Below are 18,174 nucleotides of genomic sequence, written 5' to 3'. Positions count from 1 at the left end.
TTTGTTAGCCTTCGACCAACCCAAACCCCGCGTCGCGTGCGAGGCTATCGAAACCGGGGAACGAGGTGGCCACGGTATCGACATTGCGTATATGCACCTCACCACTGGCGCCCTGCCCAGCCACGGCGAAAGCCATAGCGATGCGATGGTCGTGGTGGCTTTCGATCTCGCCGCCCTGCAACTGTCCTGGATGGATGGTGGCCCCGTCTGGGGTTTCGTCAACCACAAGCCCTAGCGTGCGCAGGCCAGCGGCCATCACGCCGAGGCGGTCGGATTCTTTCACCCGCAGTTCGGCCGCACCGCGCACCACGGTGGGGCCATCGGCGCAGGCCGCTGCGATAAACAGCGCCGGGAACTCGTCGATCATGTCTGGCACCAGCGCTTCGGGCACCTCGATTCCACGCAGCGGCGCATAGCGCACCAGCAAATCGGCCACGGGCTCACCGCCATGCATGCCCGCATTCTCTTCACGAATGTCCGCGCCCATCATCCGTAGCGCCTGCAGCAGGCCGGTACGGCGCGGATTTAAGCCCACCTGTGTAAGCCGCAACTCGGAACCGGGCACAATACTGGCGGCGACAAGAAAGAACGCGGCTGAAGAAAAGTCTGCCGGGACTGCAACATTGGTCGCCGCAAGGCGCTGGCCACCGCGCAAACGCGCATAGCCTGGGGAAAATTCAATATCCACGCCAAACGCAGCAAGCATGCGCTCGGTGTAATCACGGGTTGGGTGCGGCTCGCGCACCACGGTTTCACCCTGGGCATATAAGCCTGCCAACAGAAGCGCGGATTTCACCTGTGCGCTGGCTACTTCCAAGGTGACGTCCACGCCCGTCAGTGTCTGCCCGCCATGGATGCGCAGCGGCGGCACGCCGCCTTCATCGGTATCGATGCGTGCGCCCATTTTTTCCAGCGGCCCTGTTACGCGGCGCATCGGCCGCTTGCTCAGAGAGGCATCGCCGACCAGCACCGAATCAAATTTCTGCGCGGCGAGCAGCCCCGCCAGCAGGCGCATGCCGGTTCCGGCATTGCCGCAATCCAGAAACTTGCTGGAAGCCTTGAGGCCATCGACGCCCACACCATGCACGATCCTCTGCGAGGCCGACGGGGTTTCGATACGCACACCAAGCTGGCTGAAAATTGCAGCCGTGGCACGGGTGTCTTCGCCCTCCAAAAATCCATCAATCGTGGACACACCATCGGCTAACGCAGCAAACATCACCGAGCGATGCGACACCGATTTATCGCCAGGGATCGCCAATGTCCCTTGCAGCGATGCACGCGCTTTGGTGGCGCACCAATCCATCGAACTCATGCCCGTCCCTTCTCCAGAATCTCATCCAGCGCTGCCAGCAGGCGCGTATTTTCTGTTTCTGTTCCCACCGTGATGCGCAGACACTCACCCAAACCGTAGCCGCCCATCGGCCGCAGGATCACCCCGCGCGCCACCAGTGCTGCCTCAATTGCAGCGGTGCGCGCACCAAACTCAACCAGTAGAAAATTGGTTTGCGATGGAGAAACCGTCAAGCCGCGCGCGCGCAGCGCACTTGCCAAGACCTGTCGCTGTACCGCATTGGCCGCCACCGTCTGCGCGAGATAGGCCGTATCACCTAGCGCTGCTTCGGCAGCAGCCAGCCCAAGCGCGTTGACATTAAAGCTCTCGCGCACCCGCTCCATCACCGCGATGCACTCTGCATGCGCGATGGCATACCCCACCCGCAGGCCAGCGAGGGCATAGGCTTTGCTGAAGGTGTGGGTAACAATTAGATTGGGGTACTGCGACAGCAGGCCGAGCGCGCTGGCATAGTCCGGCGCATCCACAAATTCAGCATAGGCCTCGTCCACCACCACCAAAACATGGCTGGGTACTTGTGCAAGGAACGCCGCAAACGCCTCGCGACCATACCAAGTACCGGTGGGATTATTCGGGTTAGCCAGATACAGCAATTTGGTATGCGGCGTGATTGCCGCGAGCAGCGCGTCCAGATCATGCCCACGCGGCATCGCGTGATCTTTGGGCAATGCGGGCGCAAGTCGCAGTGTTGCACCCGCCGCCTGCGCGGCCAGTGCATAGACCGCAAACCCGTATTGCGACGCCACCACTTCATCGCCCGCACCCGCAAACACTTGCGCAAACTGCATCAGCAGTTCGTGCGAACCATTGCCCAGCAGAATCTGCGCTGTGTGCACACCATGCTGCTGCGCCAAGGCCCGTTTGAGGTCACCGCCCAACGGATCGGGATAGATATGGATACCGTCAAGCACAGCCGCAATGGCCTGCTTGGCCTTGGGGCTGGCCCCATACGGACTTTCGTTAGAGCCCAGCTCTACCAAGCCCCCCGGTGGCGCCATACGCCGCAGCGCCACCAGATCGTGGCCGGGGTCATACGCACGCAAGCCGCGAATGCCTACGCTGGCAAGTGCAACAAAATCGATCATGCAATCGCCACCGGGTAGGAGCCCAGCACGCGTACTTCGTCGCCCAGCCCGCCAATTTCTTCCAGCGCGTCTTTCAGGGGCGATTCGTCACAATGACCGGCCACGTCGATAAAGAAAGCGTACTGCCATTTGTGGCCGTGCTCGGGGCGCGACTCGATGCGGTTCATACTAATCCCACGCCGCGCTAGCGGCTCCAGCACACCGTACAGTGCGCCGGGACGGTCACGGATGAATACCAGCAGCGAAGTGCGGTCGTTACCCGACGGCGGGAACGGCTGTCGGCCAATTACAAGGAAGCGCGTGGTGTTATCGCTGCGGTCCTCGATCGGCCCAGCGACACGCTTAAGCCCATACACCAAGCCCGCCGCTTCACCGGCAATGGCGGCCGCGTCGTCAGAATTGCGCGCACGGCGCGCACCTTCGGCATTACTCGACACCGGAATTTTTTCAACACGCGGAAGATTGGTGCGCAGCCAGCCAGCCGTCTGTGCCAGCGACTGCGGATGGCCGAAGATGCGCTCCACGTCTTCCAAATGCCCACTGCGCGAAAGCAAGTATTGGTGCACACGCAACTCTACTTCACCGCAAATACGCAGCGGCGAGGTAAGGAACATATCCAAGGTCACTTGAATGGTGCCCTGCCCAGAATTTTCCACCGGCACCACACCAAAATCGGCGTTGCCACAGGCTACTTCTTGGAACACTTCTTCGATACTTGCCAGTGGAAGGCCGTGCGCCGAATGGCCGAAATGCTTGTGTACAGCCTGCTGACTAAAGGTGCCTTCCGGCCCTAAGAAGCCAATTTTCAGCGGTTCTTGCTGCGCTAAACAGGCCGACATCACCTCGCGAAACAGGCGCACCAGCACTTCATCGGCCAGCGGGCCGTCGTTGCGATCCACCACCCGACGCAGCACCTGCGCCTCGCGCTCGGGGCGGTAATAATCCACGGCTGCGGCCAGCTTGCCCTTGGCCTTGCCCACCTGATGCGCCCAGCGAGCACGCTCGGCGATCAGGTTCTGAATTTGTTGATCGATGCCGTCGATCTGCTCGCGCACTGCACTTAAATCAGGCTTTGCTGGCTCATGTGCCGCAGGCTTCGACACGGCCTTGGCCGCTGCTTTTTTGCTGGTTTCGTTTTTCTTAGCCATGGGCTTTTTGGAACTCCTGCATGAATGTCGTCAGCGTTTGCACACCCGCTTCCGGCATTGCGTTGTAAATAGAAACGCGCATTCCACCAAGTACGCGGTGGCCTTTTAATGCCACCAAACCGGCTTCTTTGGCTTCGCTTAAGAACAGGGCATCAAGTGCGGGGTCATGTAAAAAGAACGGCACGTTCATACGCGAACGTGTGCCCACCGCCACTTCATTGCGATAGAACCCGCCTGAATTGTCGATGGCGGAATACAGCAGCTTTGCCTTGGCCGCATTGCGCCGCGCAAATTCTTCCACCCCGCCTTCGTCCAACATCCACTTGACCGTCAGGCCCAGCACATACCAGTTCCAGCTTGGCGGAGTATTGAGCATCGACCCAGCGGCGGCGTGCGCGCGGTAGTCGAAAATTGGCGCGCGCGGCTGCCCTGCACGCTCAAGTAGATCGCGGCGCACGATGACAACGGTGATACCCACCGGTCCAAGGTTCTTCTGCGCCCCGGCATACACAATACCGAACTTCGAAATATCCAGTGGCTCGGAGGCAATCGACGAGCTAAAGTCGGCCACTAGCGGGGCGTTGCCTGCCTCGGGAATCGGCTGCCATTCCACACCGTGAATGGTTTCGTTCGCCGTCACGTGCACATACGCCGCATCGTTGGAAAGCTGCCACGTTTCGCGCGCTGGCACATCGCGAAAACCACCTGCTTCAGAGCTTGCCACCGTGCGCGCATCCACGCAGTGCGCCGCTTGTTTGATTGCGGTTTTGCCCCAGTGCCCGCTCACCACATAGTCGCAGGCCTGCCCCGGCGCGGCGAAATTCAGAGGCAACAGCGCCTGCACCGTGGTGGCGCCGCCCGAAGTGAACAGCACCGCGTAGTCATCGGGAATGCTCAGCAGCGTGCGCAGGTCGGCCTCGGCACGCTGGGCGACGGCGATAAAATCCGCACCCCGATGGCTGATCTCCAGAATCGATGCGCCTGTATTGCCGTACTCCAGCATCTCGGCCTGCGCGCGGCGCAGTACCGCTTCCGGCAATGTGGCGGGGCCGGGGCTAAAGTTGAAGGCGCGCGACATCGGGCAAACTCCAAGGAATGAATCCTCTCAGTATGCCGCAGCGCAGCAAGTTTGGAACGCCTGTTGCCAAAGAAACTTTCCATAACGCTTTGGCATTAGGAAAAAATCAAAGAACGCGCCTTAGAACTTCTCTTTCAGCACACGCTTGATCTCGGCTTCAATCGGGTCCTTGAACATCGCGGCAAGAAAACCCAATTTGGCGGACACGTGCAGGTCTTTTTCACCCAGCTCAATATGCCCGTCGATACCAGAACGCGAAAAATTCAATATATCACCGCTCCAGCCATAATCCATTTCGAATTTAGTCTTAAGCTTTTGCGCCACCTCTTCAATCGCACTGCGTGCATCAGCTTTCGAAAGAGTGTGCGGGTGACGGATGTCAATGCGAGACATGGGCAGGTGGCCAAAATGAAGTCTTGCGCATTTTGCCGCGTGAAAAGCATTACGACCAGTCTGGAATCTTTGCCGCAACGTGCTAGATTGCCCTGCAATGAGTGACCTGCGTCTGCATTTCCATAACCCTCAACAGCCCGATCTGCCGCTGGCCCTTGGCATGCTTTCGCTTGGCAGCCAAGCCGGTGCGTTGGTGCCTGTTGAAGCGGGCGCCCCGTGGCTAATTCAATTCTGCAATGACCGCCGTGGCGTCTGGATGGCCGTGGCCGAAGGCGTTGGCGTGCACGTCAATGGCAGGCCGGTGCAAAAGCTCGTCATGCTGCGCGCTGGCGATAATCTGCATATTGGCAGCCATCATGTGCTGCTTTATTCACCCACCGACAACCGTGCGCCTAACGGCGAACTTGCCCCCCCGTTTGCCGGTGTCTGCCCACGCCTTATTTTGCGCGGCGTCAGCGGCCCATACCACGGCCGCAGTTTTTGCCTACAGCGCCCCTGTGTCGTTGGAAGCGCGGCAGAAGCAACGCTGCGTATTGAAGGCGAGGCTATTGCACCGCGTCACGCCACAATCTCAATCCACAACGGGCAAGCACTCCTGCATAGCACCGCTGGCGGCGTGCAGCTCAATGGCCGCCCAGTGCGCGAAGCCATCTTGCACCCCGGCGACCAGTTGGTATTTTCACGTCTTCACCGGTTTGTATTAGAAGGCTCGTTGCCAAGCGCGGTACAAACGCCCCCCATATCGCCCGAAGCGGCCGCACAGTCCACAGCAAAAACAGCCGTAACGGCCAAGCAAACCGGCGCGCAGCGTGCTTCGTGGCTTTTGGCCACCGCCCTCTTGCTCGCCTCTGCCCTAGCCCTGCTGCTGGTATTTGGCGCGCATTAAGCGCCACTCTCCACAGCGCGCGCTGGTGTGAATGCTCTAGCGCAAACCACGATGCTTCCCCCACCGACCAAGGAGGGCGTCCACCTGACGCGAGAAGCGCACGCATGGCTAAGTTGAAAAAAACCAACAACAAGTCCATCACCGAAGCGGCGCAGCAGATTTGGCTCTCCAGCCTTGGGGCGTTTAGTCGCGCGCAGGCTGAGGGCAGCAAATTATTTGAGAAATTGGTGCGCGACGGGCGTTCGCTGAAACCCACCAGACGTAAAAAAGCCAAGCCCCCGGCCAAACCTGCAGGTGAATAATTTTCTGTGCCCCTCATCTCAATTTCAGCGCAAAGCGGTATGATTGCGCCTCGCATTCAGCGTTTTGAGATGTATGAGCCTGTCCTTAATCGCCTTCGTTATTTTCGCCCTTACCGGCATCGGTTTATCCGTTTGGTTGCGCCAAAAAGCAAGCACTGAGCTGGCTCCACAAGTGCCCCAGCGCAATGCCGAACAACTTGGCAAACTGCACTGGCGTGAATTTGCCAAACTGCTGTTGCAGGCGATGCACGCGCGTGGCTATAAGCCGGTGAACGAAGACGGCTTGCCCGCCGATGGCATCCCTACCGACGGCAGCGACATGCTGCTGGAGCGCCACGACGAACGCACCTTGCTTTCGTGCAAATACGGCACATTAGCCGTGGTGGATTCGTCGGCGCTATTGGTTCTTCCGCAGTCGGCCAAACTGCGTGGGGCCGAGCACATCCTTGTTGTAACACCCGGCCGCTTTGAAGATAGCGCTGTAAAGTTTGCGCGCGAGCAAAACATCGAGCTGATCGACGGTGAAACGCTGTGGCCGGAAGTGCGCCCCTATGTGCCGCAGCCCGACGCCCCCATCCCGCCACCGGTTGCACAAACGCCAGCCGTTCCCCATAAATCACTGGCTGTTGCCTGGCTGGGCGCAGCCGTTGCTGGCCTACTTGTATGGGGCATTGGCATGATGGGTACGCCCGCAGACTCAACCCCCAATGACATGCCACCGCCCGCACCCCAGGTTGCTCAGCAGCAGGTTGCTCAGAAGCAGGCTGCACAAAAGGTAGAAGTCGCTGCAGCCGCAGCCGCAGTCCCTAGCGACGCGGCTGAACTTGAGACCCGCCGCCGCGAAACGGCCAACGCAATTTCCACCTTGTTTGGTGTCAGCCGCGCGCTGTGGTCCACCCAGTCCACCTTGTTGGTGTACCTGTCTTCTGAGACCACAGACCCCATCAGCGATATCTGCCCGCTCTTGGAACGTTATCCAGAGCTTGCCTCTTCACGCATTCAACTGCAGCCCCCGGCAGGTAGCCAGAAGCCGGTGCGCTTTAAGCAGTGCCGCACTTACTAAGTCATCAGTCGATATAAGCGCGTGTTAACGTATTAAGGTGCACGCGCTCGGCGTCGCGTAGAAAGGGCGCCACCGACATCATCACCTGCACAATCCCCGCACGAATAGACACCTGCTCGTCTTTATCTCCGCGGGCCGCGGCATAGTTCATCCAAAATGTGGCGATCACCAGCACATTGGTTGCTGCGGCGTGCACTTCATCTGCCGAAGCGCGCATGATGCCCGCTTGCACAAGGCCGCGCATAACCGTATGCGCTCGCTCATCGGCACGCTTCAAGATACGCGCAAATCGCAGCCGAATACGGCGGTTTCGGCTCAAGATATTGACCAGATCGCGATATAAGAAGCGGTAGTCCCAGATGCATTCAAATACTTGATGCAACTGCAACCAAATATCTTCAAGCCCCGGCAAACGCCCCTCTGGGGCAGTGAGCGCAACATCCATCCGCGCCTCGTAGCCTGCAAATAGCTGCTCTATGATGTCGTCTTTATTGCGAAAGTGGTAATACAGATTGCCCGGGCTGATCTCCAGCTCATCGGCAATATGATTCGTTGTGACGTTCGGCTCGCCTTGGGCATTGAACATCACCAGTGATGCTTCCAATATCCGCTGCCGAGTTTGTCTTGCCATGCGTTAGCTCACTCAGGCCGTAAGTTTCTTAACAAGGTCGATCATCTTTAGTCCATCATCTCATCACGCTGCTGTCCGCGGGTCAATACGCTCACGTATTGTTTGCGCAATCGGAGCTAGCCCTATGCCGTGCGACCTTCGGCGGCAGGGATGCCGCCGAGGAGCCTACATGGATGTATTTACGGCGTGTCGCATGGCATAGGGCTAGCTTCGATATGCCCCCACAAACTCATCTTTTCTCTGCAGCTTTAGCCCGCTCCGCCATATCCTGCTGGTACGCCGCGATATACGGCAAATCACGTAGCACCTTGGAATGCGGGTCAAGCGTAAAGCTCTCGTTCGCTGCTATCGCCACTTGCCCCTGTCCGCCGCTCATGGGCACATCCACAACACGCTGACCAACACGTACCTGTACCGGCATGGGGAACGGTTTATTGCCTTCGGTGTTCCAGCGCAACTGCAACGTATTCCCACTGCGCGTTGCCTCAAGTGCTGGCAGCTTGATCGAGCGCAGATACACGTCAAAAAACCAGCGGTAGTCTTTTCCCGTGATCCGGTTCAATAGCGTGATAAAGTCATTGGTGGAAGCGTAGCGCGGCTTAAAATGCCCCGGCAATGGCTTATCTGTGCCATACACCAGCTCACGCGTTGTTTGAAAAAACGCGGCATCGCCCACTAAGCCACGCAGCGTATGCAGCATGAGCGCGCCTTTGTAATACACGTCGTTACCCGGCCCGCGCGACGCATCGGAGACGTCCTTTTCTACCATGCTATGCCCCGTTACGATGGGGTGGCGCAGCATCAGCACTTGGCGCATCTTCATTAGCGCCGCCATGTATTCCATATCACCGCGCAGCCACTGCAGATACAGCGGCTGCATATAGGTGCCAAACCCTTCATGCAGCCAGAAATCGTCCCAATCCACATTGGTGAGCTGGTTGCCAAACCATTCGTGGGCAAACTCATGCTGCAGCAGCCAGTCGTAGCCGGTTTCGGCTTTCTTGTAGCCATTTCCGTAGGCATTGATGGTCTGATGTTCCATGCCTAGATGCGGTGTTTCGACTACGCCCATTTTTTCGTCGGCAAACGGATAGGGGCCGATGACTTCCTCGAAGAAATCCAACATGGGCGAAAACTCAGCAAAGAGCCCCTCCGCCTTCTCTTTATTCCCCTGCAAATACCAAAACCGCAGTGGAATGGTATTGCCGTAGCGGCTTTTATAGTCGCCCTTCAAGACCTCGTACGGGCCGATATTCAGTGCAATGGCGTAGGTGTCGGGTTGCTTCGCACGCCAGCTGTAGGTACGCCAGCCATCTTTTTCCTGCACGCCCAACTCCACCCCATTACTAGCCGCCACTAATGGCGCTGGCACGGTGATGTGCTGCACCACTTCTAGCGGCTTACCCATTGGGTGATCGATGCAGGGCCACAGCAGATCGCAGCCTTCGCCCTGCACGGCCGTGGCGACCCATGGCAGGCGATCAGGCGTGTTTGCCCAGACTATGCCGCCATCCCAAGGCGCTTTTTTAGCCACATGCGGATGCCCCGCGTAGCGAATACGCAATATGGCCTGCGCGCCTGCGGGGAGCGGCTGTTTTAATGCGACACGCATGCGCCCTTCGGGGTTTTCCCAAGCAGCAGGCTGGCCATCAACGGTGACAGCTTCAATGGTGTAGTTGCGATCTAAATCAACCACCAGTGCGGCTACAGGCTGACTAAAGCGCAGCTTCAGCGTGGCATCACCCTGTAAACGCTGCACAGATGGGTCCACTTTGAACGACAAATCAGCCAGCGTGATGGTGGTTGCCAATTGCTCCGGGGCGCGCGGCAGGCCTGTGGCGGCGGTGGTTGCAGTAAGCTCTGGCTGCTCCGCGTAAGCGGCGCAGCTCAGCACCGCAAGCCCGGTTGCAAGTAGCGTTTTGCGAAAAAACATGGTGGCTCCTCAAATATCGGCAGCAGCTTTGCTAAGGTTGGCGTGAAGATTAACGCACGCACTTACCAATGACGCAGCCTTTTTTGCACATACTGTTTAGCCTCTTACTTTTCGCAGTTTCGGCTAGCGCTTCTGCGCAAACGTCTGCAGTGGGCCAACCCGTGCTTCCGCTCATCCCAATGCCGTCCCAGGTGCACTTAGAAACGGGGACGTTTGCCACCTCGCCGAAGACGCCGGTGATCTATCAAGATCAAGCCGCGCGATGGGCCGCCGACTACTTCACGGCCCTGCTGCAGCGCTCAAGCGGGATATCACTGCACACAACGGCCTTGCCTTCAGCAGCGCCGGCTATCCAGTTCAACCTTCTTTCCGCCGACTCTACGCTTCCAGCTGAAGGCTATCGCATTCACATCAGCAGCGACCGTGTTGAGGTGAGCGCCAGTCACGTACAGGGCTTGTTCTACGGTGCGGTATCGCTCTGGCAACTGGCTGCTGCGGGGCCGCGCCAAGGTTCCGTTATGCACCTCCCGCAACTGCAGATTGAAGATGCACCACGCTTTCGCTGGCGCGGCTACATGCTGGATTCGGCACGCAACTTTCAATCGGTAAGCGACATTAAGCGTCTGCTGGATGCGATGGCCATTCACAAGCTCAACGTCTTCCACTGGCACCTCACCGACGACCAAGGCTGGCGCGTCCAGATCCGTAAATACCCAAAACTCACCGCCGTTGGTGGCCTAGGCATGTTCTACAGCCAAGCGCAGATTCGCGAGATCGTGCACTACGCCGCGCAGCGAAACATTATGGTGGTTCCTGAGATCGACCTTCCCGGACACGCCACAGCGGCGATTGCCGCCTATCCTCAGTTAGGCATCGAAGGGCGCGCTATTCCGGTATCGAACCAGCGCGGCATTCACAATAATTTGTTCAATATTGAAGACAGCACATTTGCATTCCTAGCCGATGTCCTCACTGAAGTTGCCGAACTTTTCCCGGCGCCGTATATCCACATCGGTGGCGATGAGGCGGTGAAAACACAGTGGAAGGCATCGCCGCGCATACAGGCACAAATGCGCACACTTGGCATTCAAAACGAAGCGCAACTACAAAGCTGGTTTATCAAACGCCTTGAGACGATGCTTGAGCAGCACGGTAAACGTCTGATCGGTTGGGACGAAATTCTTGAAGGCGGCCTGCCTGCCAGCGCAACGGTTATGTCTTGGCGCGGCACCGAAGGCGGGTTTGAAGCCGCGCGGCAAGGCCACGACGTCATTATGTCGCCCACCTCGGCCATGTATCTGGACTACCTGCAAACCGCATCGCCTAATGAACCTGCTGGACGCCCGAAACTTGTCCCATTGGCTAGCGTTTACGCATTCGAACCTGTTCCAGAAGCGCTGGACACCTCTTTGCGCGGACATATCCTTGGCCTGCAGGCCAATATGTGGACGGGCGATACGCGCACGTTTGCAGGGGTCGAGCACAACAGCTTTCCACGACTTGCCGCAGTGGCTGAAGTGGGCTGGACACCGGCTTCTAATAAAAATTACGACGGTTTTCTACAGCGGCTGCCAACGCTGCTGCAACGCTATCGTGAGCTAGGCATTGGCTATGCCAAAACGCCGTTTGAAGTATTGACAGAAACCACGTTACTGCCGCAACAACGCGTACTTGTTACGTTACAAAACCCAACAGGCTATCCGGTTTACTACCGCGAAGGCCGCAGCAACGCATGGACAGCGTATCAATCACCATTAGACCTGCACTACCCCGCTGCACTTGAACTGGCGACGTTTGCCAACGGAACACCGCTCACCTCCCCACAAGTTCTTGAATTAACCCAAGCCTCCCTGCTTACACGCAGCAATGCACAGCTCTCGGTATGCAATGCGGAAGGCCCGGTTCTGCGTATGGAAGACGATGGCCCGCCGCAAGGCGCGCGCGCACTGTTTAATGTCGCTATTTTTGAGCCCTGCTGGCTTTGGAAACTCGCGCCGCTGCAGGGCATTACTTCAATCCAAGTGCGTGCTGGCCGTTTGCCTTATTTATTTCAGTTGGGAGATGAAGAAAGCAAGCGCGTGTTTCTGCCTGCAAAAACCGCATATGGTGAGCTGGATATTCGGCTAGATAGCTGCAGCGGCCCCATTCTCGCAACGGCCCCACTGCCAGCCGCAGCGGATGCCGATGGGTTTATCACTGTTAGCGCGCCGCTGACGCAAACACCGAGCCAAACAAGTGATTTGTGTATCCGGTTTAGCGGCGACACCCGGCCTGCTATGTGGGTTTTGGATCGAATTAGCCTGCATCCACACACACCGCCCGCACCAGAAAACTGAACAAATGCCAGCAACCGTCGCCCATACCCGATAATCTCAGCAACGATTCATTGACAAAGCGGCTTACTGCATACACGGGGCGCGAATGGGTTGCGCCACTTGGAGAGCAACGATGAACGGTTTTCCTGTCGTCCATACGCTGAGCACCGCTGTTTTCAGCGGCCTCGTGGCATTGAGCCTCGCGCTTCCCGCCGCGGCATCCCCCAGCCCTGCCCGCGGCGCAGAGCCACAAGATCAAGAGCTTCAGCAATTACGCGCAGAACGCCGTCGCAATAATGCTTCGGAAGAGCGCCCGCGGGTAGCCGCTGAGCGGCCATCCATCCGCGAACGCGAGCCGCGCAGCAGCGACGATCAACGCCGAGAAAACTGGGGCGAAATGGCGCGTCGCCAGCTCGACCGTCAACAGTCAGAAGAGCCGCGCCGTAATCCCGGCCAGTTCTCCAGCCAGAGGCCCTGGCAGCAGCCCGCATCGCCGCAGCCGCCCAGTGAGCAGCGTCACAATGACAACCGCCGCCCGGGTGCAACGGCCCCCAACCCGCCCCCCAGCAGTGCGGTGGGCAGCGTGATCTCGCAGGTTAGAGAACGGGAAGCGCAGCAGCACTGGCCCAATAGTCGCCCAGACCGCCCCAACTATCAGCGCCCAGATAATCAGCGCCCCGGCAACCAGCGCCCAGACCGTCCTGACAACCAACGCCCTGACCGACCACGCCCCGGCCAGCATGAAGACTGGCGCCCACAACAGCCCGGCGACCGAATTTCACAGCGTGACCAGCAGCGCCGCATCGATCAACAGCGCCACCAACACAACCAGTGGCAGCGTGATGAGTCGCGGCGTCATAACGATTGGAACCGCTATCAGCATCACGTTGAACAAGCACGTCGCCACGCGCAACACCGCTACCAGCAAGACTACTGGCGGCGTTGGCTTGCTTCGCAGCAGCGCTGGAATGCCTATCGCTACGACTACTACAACGATCCGTTCTTCTACACCCCGTACAACTACCGTTATAGCTACGGCGGGCGTTGGTATTCAACCAACAGCTACGGCGCACAAATGCTGCAGCAAGCCATTCAAGATGGTTATCGCGAAGGTTGGTACGCCGGGCGCGCCGACCGCGATGACCGCTGGCGCTTCGACTACCGCGGCAACTATGGTTACATCGACGGCACCTACGGGTACCCAGGCTATTACGTCAGCATGAGCGACTATCAGTACTACTTCCGTCAAGGCTTTGAACGCGGTTACCGTGATGGTTATTTTGGGCGCACACAGTACGGTCGCTATGATCGCGATGGTGCAGTGATCTTGCCCGCCATCGTCAGCATGATTTTGGCATTCACCATTCTGTAAAAAGGAGTTTCGCCATGCGTCGCTTGCTTGCTTCAGTACTCGCTCTGGCTTTTTCCACCAGCGCGTTCGCCGCAATTAAACCAGGCACGCCAGCACCCGCTTTCACAGCTCCGGCGTATTTGGCGGGTGAACCATTCACCTTTGACCTGCACGCGGCGCTGAAGCAAGGCCCGGTGGTGCTGTATTTCTTCCCTGCCGCCTTTACTCCCGGCTGCAATGCCGAGGCGGCTGCGTTTTCGCAGGCCATCGACCGTTTCAAAGCCAAAGGCGCGAGTGTGGTTGGCATCACCGCCGGCAATATCGACCGCCTCGCGGAGTTTTCTAAAGATACGGAAAAATGCGCCGGAAAGTTCCCGGTTGCCGCCGACCAAGGAGCCAAGATTGCGAAAACCTACGACGCTACGATGGCGCTGAAATCCGATCTCGCCAGCCGCACTTCGTTCGTGATCGGTCAAGACGGAAAAGTCTTGTTTGTATTCGACTCAATGGTTCCGTACCAACACGTCAAACAAACGCTGGATGCACTGCCTGAGCGCAGCAAAAAATAAAACGTACCGCCTTCCCCCAGTGCATGGAGGAAGGCGGCTCGTCTCGTATTACCAAATCCGCACGCGCTGTTCTGGTGCGATATACATCGCTTCACCCGGCTGTACATTGAAGGCTTTGTACCAAGCATCGTTATTGCGTAGAGGGCCGTTGGCACGGTACATCGCTGGGGAATGCGGGTCGGTTTTGATCAGACGCAGCAGGGCTTCATCGCGGTACTTGCCCTTCCACACCTGCGCCCATGAGAGGAAGAAGCGCTGATCGCCGGTATAGCCGTCGAGCACCGGCGCGGGCTTGCCGTTCAAGCTGAGCTGATAGGCGGTATAAGCCATCGACACGCCACCAAGATCGCCGATGTTCTCGCCCATGGTCAGCCCGCCATTGACGCACTGCCCCGGCAGCGGGCAATAGCTGTTGTACTGCGCGCCAAGCGCCTTGGTGAGCGCATCAAAGCGGGTACGGTCTTCGTCGGTCCACCAATTACGCTGGATGCCGTCGGCGTCGGATTTGCTGCCTTGGTCGTCAAAACCGTGGCCCATTTCGTGGCCGATCACCGCACCGATACCACCATAGTTCACCGCTGCGTCGGCATTCACGTCGAAGAACGGCGGCTGCAGGATCGCCGCCGGGAACACGATTTCGTTGAACGCCGAGTTGTAATAGGCATTCACCGTCTGCGGGGTCATCCCCCACTCTTCGCGGTCGGTCTTTTGGCCCACGCGGCGGTTTTGGTCGTCGCGGTTGTACTGACGCATCGCCACCACATTGCCCAGTAGATTATCGGCCGACACCGTGACGCTGGAGTAGTCTTTCCACTTCGACGGATAGCCGATCTTCGGGCGGAAGGTAGAGAGTTTACGGAAGGCTTCGGCCTTGGTGGCATCGCCCATCCAGCTGATACCTTCAATATTTTTACGCAGCGCGCTGCGCAGGTTTTCCACCAACTGATCCATTGCCGCCTTAGCTTCTGGCTTGAAGTAGCGCGCCACATACAGCTCGCCGAGTGCCTCGCCAAGCCCGGAGCGGCCACCCACTAGGGCCATCGCGCGCTTCCAATCTTCACGCTGAGCCTTCTGCCCGCCCAACACCTTGCCATTGAACTCAAACGAAGCCGCGTCAATTTCACTGCTCAGCAGATCGGCGTTGCCTTCAACAGTATGGAAGGTGAGGTAGTCGCGCCACGTTGCCAGCGATGTGGCATTGATGATCGCCACCACCGGCGCGATCACGTCAGGCGTGCTGATATTGAGCTTGTCCGGCTGCGGCATGCCTTGCGCTTTGAGCTGCGCGGCCCAGTCGTATCCCGGAAACTGCTTTTGCAAATCGGCGAAGGTGTAGACGTTATAGGTCTTATCGCGATCGCGCAGTTTTACGCGTTCCCACTGCGGCTTGGCGAGTTTCGTTTCCAGTGCCAACACAGCCTCGGCGCGCGCCTTGGCATCGGCGCCATTTACTCCAGCAAAGCCCAGCATGCGCTGGATATGCGCCACATAGGCTTCGCGAATTTTGGCAAAACGCGCATCGGTATTGAGATAGTAATCGCGATCCGGCAAGCCTAGACCGCCCACGCCCAGTACCACTTGATACTGATTCGGGTCCTTACGGTCGGTGCCCACATAGAGCCCAAACGGGGTATTGCTGCTGTCAATCCCGGCATTACCAAACGCGGCAACGAGCTTGTCTTTGGAATCGATCGCAGCAATGCGGCTAAGCACCGGCTGCAACGGCTTGATCCCGGCAGCATCGCGCGTGGCGCGGTCCATATAGCTGGTGTAGAAGTCGCGCAATTTGCGGCTATTGCTGCCTGCGGCCAGATTCTTCTGGGTCAATAACTCTTCCATCAGAGCATGAGTTTGCTCTTCGGCGCGGTCACGCAGTTGGTTGAACGAGCCGTAATTGGTTTCGTAATCCTTCAATACATAGGTGTCGATCCAATGACCATTGGCATAGCGGTTGAAATCATCACCCGGCTTCACCGCCGTATCACGCGCGGTGAGGTCCACGCCGAAGCTGCCCAACTGGGGCTTTGCGGAAGGCGTTGCCGCCATCGAAGAAGAAACCGCCAGCACGCTGGCAATACCAAAACCCAATAAAGAACGCTTCATAAGAAAACCGACGGTCCATGAATAATCGTTCAAGGTAGCGCCCCGCCGCCCCATTTGCCTGTGCCGTTGGTTGGTCCCAGCTTTCGGCACTGGCTTGCGTCGTTGCTGCGTTTTACTGTGCAAGCTTTCCCCTACTCCGTATTTTTCATGCGCCAGACATTTCTTGCCCTGACGATTGCCGCCCTTATCGCCGGTTGCTCCGGCCAAAAAGCGCCGGAAGCTGCGACCACCGCACCCGCCACTGCGGCAGCCAGCGCCGCCGACACCCAGTTTGCCGACCTCTCCAAGCGCGCCTTGGATACTTGGTTTCAGCTTTCTCCCGTCAGTGCCACCCAAACCGGCGACCATCGTTTTGATGGCCAGCTAGATGACCTCAGCGCCACCGGCCGCGCCAAGGCGCTTGATGCCACCAAGCAGCTCTTGACCTCGCTGGATGCCATCGACGTCAGCAAACTCTCGCGCGAAAACCAAGTGGACGCGGCCATTTTGCGCACCCAGCTGCAGTCCTCCATTTGGGATGCAGAAGTCATGCAAAGCTGGGCTTGGGACCCGCAGGTGTACGGTGGGCTGGCCGGCAGCGCGATTTACGGCCTGATGGCGCGTGAATTTGCTCCACTGCCCGAGCGCATCGCATCGGCCACCGAGCGCATGGAAAAAATCCCGGCGCTATTTGCCCAAGGGCGCGAAAACCTCGACCCGGCGCGCGTGCCCAAAATTCACGCCGAAACCGTGGCCAAGCAAAACAAGGGCATTCTTTCCATCGTCGATACATTCATCACCCCGCACTTGGGTGAGCTGACCAAGGAACAGGCGGCACGCACCACCGCGGCCATCGAAGGCCTGAAGAAAGCCGTTGCCGAACAACAGGAATGGCTGGATAAAACATTAGTGCCGAACGCCAAAGGCGATTTCCGCATCGGTGCCGAAAAGTACGACCAGAAACTGAAATTTGCGCTGTCCTCATCGCTGTCGCGCGCCGAGATCAAGCAGCGTGCAGAAAGTGAAATGCAGCGTGTGCGCGGCGTGATGTACGGCATTGCGCAGAACGTACTGAAAGACAAACCGGGCGCCCCAGAAATGCCGGAGAAGCCCACACCGGAGCAGCAACAAGCCGCGATTGAAGCTGCGCTGGAACTGGCCTATGCCGACCACCCGGCACGCGATAAGGTAGTGGAAGACGCCAAGGCTTCGCTCAAGGTTGCTACCGATTTTGTGCGTGAAAAAGACCTCGTCACCCTGGCCGACTCTCCGGTGGACGTGATCTTGATGCCGGAATTTCAGCGCGGTGTGGCGGTGGCCTACTGCGACTCCCCCGGCCCGCTCGATAAAAATCTGAAAACCTTCTACGCAATCTCGCCGATCCCAGATGACTGGAGCAAGGCCCAGGCGGAATCATTCTTGCGCGAATACAACAGCAAGATGATCCACCTGCTGTCGATTCACGAAGGCATCCCCGGCCATTATCTGGAAGGCTGGCACTCGGCCAAATACCCCTCGGTGCTGCGCGGTGTGCTGCGCTCGGGCCTGTTTGCAGAAGGCTGGGCGGTGTACACCGAACGCATGATGCAAGAAGCCGGGTATTTGGATAATGACCCGCTATTCCATCTGGTGCAGCTAAAGTTCTACCTGCGCACCATTGCCAACGCCCTGCTTGATCAAGGCGTGCACGTGGACAACTGGACGCGTGAACAGGGCATGCACCTGATGACCCACGACGCCTTCCAGCAGGAAAGCGAAGCCGCTGGGAAGTGGGTGCGTGCACAGCTCTCTTCGGCCCAGCTCCCCACCTACTTCGTGGGTGCGCAGGAGCAGTTTGATATGCGCGACGCCGTGCATAAGAAATTGGGTGAGAAATTCAACCTAAAGGCTTATCACGACCAAGTGCTGTCCTACGGCGCACCGCCCACCCGTTTCGTGCGTGAGCTGATGCTGGACGAACCGATCAAATAATCACCTTGAGAAC

15 protein-coding genes are annotated in these 18,174 nt (G+C 58.3%); 7 read left to right on the top strand and 8 right to left on the bottom strand.

Annotated elements, in window-relative coordinates; genetic code table 11:
• Positions 1 to 4: 4 nt before the first annotated feature.
• The 5 genes from aroA to KUL77_RS01205 all read right to left on the bottom strand — a co-directional run bounded on the left by aroA (position 5) and on the right by KUL77_RS01205 (position 5,058).
• Positions 5 to 1,315 (bottom strand): 3-phosphoshikimate 1-carboxyvinyltransferase, encoded by a 1,311-nt coding sequence (aroA, locus tag KUL77_RS01225; RefSeq protein ID WP_297142521.1) that lies wholly within the window; start codon positions 1,313 to 1,315, stop codon positions 5 to 7.
• Complete coding sequence (gene hisC, locus KUL77_RS01220; protein WP_297142518.1) at positions 1,312 to 2,439, bottom strand: histidinol-phosphate transaminase; 1,128 nt, start codon at positions 2,437 to 2,439, stop codon at positions 1,312 to 1,314. The genes aroA and hisC overlap by 4 nt, the downstream gene beginning before the upstream one ends.
• Positions 2,436 to 3,587: a prephenate dehydratase gene (pheA, locus tag KUL77_RS01215; RefSeq protein WP_297142516.1), complete on the bottom strand. Its 1,152-nt coding sequence runs from the start codon at positions 3,585 to 3,587 to the stop codon at positions 2,436 to 2,438. The genes hisC and pheA overlap by 4 nt, the downstream gene beginning before the upstream one ends.
• Complete coding sequence (gene serC / locus KUL77_RS01210; RefSeq protein ID WP_297142513.1) at positions 3,580 to 4,665, bottom strand: 3-phosphoserine/phosphohydroxythreonine transaminase; 1,086 nt, start codon at positions 4,663 to 4,665, stop codon at positions 3,580 to 3,582. The genes pheA and serC overlap by 8 nt, the downstream gene beginning before the upstream one ends.
• A gap of 120 nt (positions 4,666 to 4,785) precedes the next feature.
• On the bottom strand, positions 4,786 to 5,058 hold the full coding sequence (locus KUL77_RS01205; RefSeq protein ID WP_297142510.1) for a polyhydroxyalkanoic acid system family protein: 273 nt from the start codon (positions 5,056 to 5,058) through the stop codon (positions 4,786 to 4,788).
• A 97-nt stretch (positions 5,059 to 5,155) separates the two neighbouring features.
• On the opposite strand from KUL77_RS01205, the gene KUL77_RS01200 reads away from it, so the two are divergent.
• From KUL77_RS01200 to KUL77_RS01190, 3 genes are all read left to right on the top strand, one after another.
• Positions 5,156 to 5,944: an FHA domain-containing protein gene (locus tag KUL77_RS01200; protein ID WP_297142508.1), complete on the top strand. Its 789-nt coding sequence runs from the start codon at positions 5,156 to 5,158 to the stop codon at positions 5,942 to 5,944.
• Positions 5,945 to 6,048: 104 nt separating this feature from the next.
• A complete protein-coding gene (locus KUL77_RS01195) occupies positions 6,049 to 6,246 on the top strand; it encodes a phasin family protein (RefSeq protein WP_297142505.1) in 198 nt (65 codons plus the stop codon).
• A gap of 73 nt (positions 6,247 to 6,319) precedes the next feature.
• Positions 6,320 to 7,309 (top strand): restriction endonuclease, encoded by a 990-nt coding sequence (locus KUL77_RS01190; RefSeq protein ID WP_297142503.1) that lies wholly within the window; start codon positions 6,320 to 6,322, stop codon positions 7,307 to 7,309.
• Positions 7,310 to 7,313: 4 nt separating this feature from the next.
• Here KUL77_RS01190 and KUL77_RS01185 read toward each other — a convergent pair whose 3' ends face one another.
• Together KUL77_RS01185 and KUL77_RS01180 are read right to left on the bottom strand one after the other, a co-directional pair.
• The gene (locus tag KUL77_RS01185; protein WP_297142500.1) at positions 7,314 to 7,940 is read right to left on the bottom strand and encodes a TetR/AcrR family transcriptional regulator; all 627 of its coding nucleotides are present in this window, start codon (positions 7,938 to 7,940) and stop codon (positions 7,314 to 7,316) included.
• Positions 7,941 to 8,169: 229 nt separating this feature from the next.
• Positions 8,170 to 9,873 (bottom strand): M1 family metallopeptidase, encoded by a 1,704-nt coding sequence (locus tag KUL77_RS01180; protein WP_297142497.1) that lies wholly within the window; start codon positions 9,871 to 9,873, stop codon positions 8,170 to 8,172.
• Positions 9,874 to 10,052: 179 nt separating this feature from the next.
• Here KUL77_RS01180 and KUL77_RS01175 point away from each other — a divergent pair, with 179 nt between their 5' ends.
• The 3 genes from KUL77_RS01175 (at position 10,053) to KUL77_RS01165 (ending at position 14,108) form a co-directional block, all read left to right on the top strand.
• Positions 10,053 to 12,209, top strand: a complete 2,157-nt coding sequence (locus tag KUL77_RS01175; RefSeq protein ID WP_297142495.1) for a beta-N-acetylhexosaminidase — start codon at positions 10,053 to 10,055, stop codon at positions 12,207 to 12,209.
• Between the two features lie 112 nt (positions 12,210 to 12,321).
• The gene (locus KUL77_RS01170; RefSeq protein WP_297142493.1) at positions 12,322 to 13,560 is read left to right on the top strand and encodes a hypothetical protein; all 1,239 of its coding nucleotides are present in this window, start codon (positions 12,322 to 12,324) and stop codon (positions 13,558 to 13,560) included.
• A gap of 14 nt (positions 13,561 to 13,574) precedes the next feature.
• On the top strand, positions 13,575 to 14,108 hold the full coding sequence (locus tag KUL77_RS01165; protein ID WP_297142492.1) for a peroxiredoxin: 534 nt from the start codon (positions 13,575 to 13,577) through the stop codon (positions 14,106 to 14,108).
• Between the two features lie 48 nt (positions 14,109 to 14,156).
• Here KUL77_RS01165 and KUL77_RS01160 read toward each other — a convergent pair whose 3' ends face one another.
• Positions 14,157 to 16,211, bottom strand: a complete 2,055-nt coding sequence (locus KUL77_RS01160; protein WP_297142489.1) for a M13 family metallopeptidase — start codon at positions 16,209 to 16,211, stop codon at positions 14,157 to 14,159.
• A 147-nt stretch (positions 16,212 to 16,358) separates the two neighbouring features.
• Here KUL77_RS01160 and KUL77_RS01155 point away from each other — a divergent pair, with 147 nt between their 5' ends.
• Positions 16,359 to 18,161: a DUF885 domain-containing protein gene (locus KUL77_RS01155; protein WP_297142487.1), complete on the top strand. Its 1,803-nt coding sequence runs from the start codon at positions 16,359 to 16,361 to the stop codon at positions 18,159 to 18,161.
• Positions 18,162 to 18,174: the final 13 nt, after the last annotated feature.

Source organism: Thermomonas sp. (assembly GCF_019104945.1).
GTDB lineage: Bacteria > Pseudomonadota > Gammaproteobacteria > Xanthomonadales > Xanthomonadaceae > Thermomonas.
This window is presented reverse-complemented; position numbering and strand designations above follow the sequence as displayed.

Coding starts and splice junctions, on each gene's coding strand:
- aroA (WP_297142521.1), bottom strand. CDS start 1,315: ATGAGTTCGATGGATTGGTGCGCCACCAAAGCGCGTGCATCGCTGCAA.
- hisC (WP_297142518.1), bottom strand. CDS start 2,439: ATGATCGATTTTGTTGCACTTGCCAGCGTAGGCATTCGCGGCTTGCGT.
- pheA (WP_297142516.1), bottom strand. CDS start 3,587: ATGGCTAAGAAAAACGAAACCAGCAAAAAAGCAGCGGCCAAGGCCGTG.
- serC (WP_297142513.1), bottom strand. CDS start 4,665: ATGTCGCGCGCCTTCAACTTTAGCCCCGGCCCCGCCACATTGCCGGAA.
- KUL77_RS01205 (WP_297142510.1), bottom strand. CDS start 5,058: ATGTCTCGCATTGACATCCGTCACCCGCACACTCTTTCGAAAGCTGAT.
- KUL77_RS01200 (WP_297142508.1), top strand. CDS start 5,156: ATGAGTGACCTGCGTCTGCATTTCCATAACCCTCAACAGCCCGATCTG.
- KUL77_RS01195 (WP_297142505.1), top strand. CDS start 6,049: ATGGCTAAGTTGAAAAAAACCAACAACAAGTCCATCACCGAAGCGGCG.
- KUL77_RS01190 (WP_297142503.1), top strand. CDS start 6,320: ATGAGCCTGTCCTTAATCGCCTTCGTTATTTTCGCCCTTACCGGCATC.
- KUL77_RS01185 (WP_297142500.1), bottom strand. CDS start 7,940: ATGGCAAGACAAACTCGGCAGCGGATATTGGAAGCATCACTGGTGATG.
- KUL77_RS01180 (WP_297142497.1), bottom strand. CDS start 9,873: ATGTTTTTTCGCAAAACGCTACTTGCAACCGGGCTTGCGGTGCTGAGC.
- KUL77_RS01175 (WP_297142495.1), top strand. CDS start 10,053: ATGCCGTCCCAGGTGCACTTAGAAACGGGGACGTTTGCCACCTCGCCG.
- KUL77_RS01170 (WP_297142493.1), top strand. CDS start 12,322: ATGAACGGTTTTCCTGTCGTCCATACGCTGAGCACCGCTGTTTTCAGC.
- KUL77_RS01165 (WP_297142492.1), top strand. CDS start 13,575: ATGCGTCGCTTGCTTGCTTCAGTACTCGCTCTGGCTTTTTCCACCAGC.
- KUL77_RS01160 (WP_297142489.1), bottom strand. CDS start 16,211: ATGAAGCGTTCTTTATTGGGTTTTGGTATTGCCAGCGTGCTGGCGGTT.
- KUL77_RS01155 (WP_297142487.1), top strand. CDS start 16,359: ATGCGCCAGACATTTCTTGCCCTGACGATTGCCGCCCTTATCGCCGGT.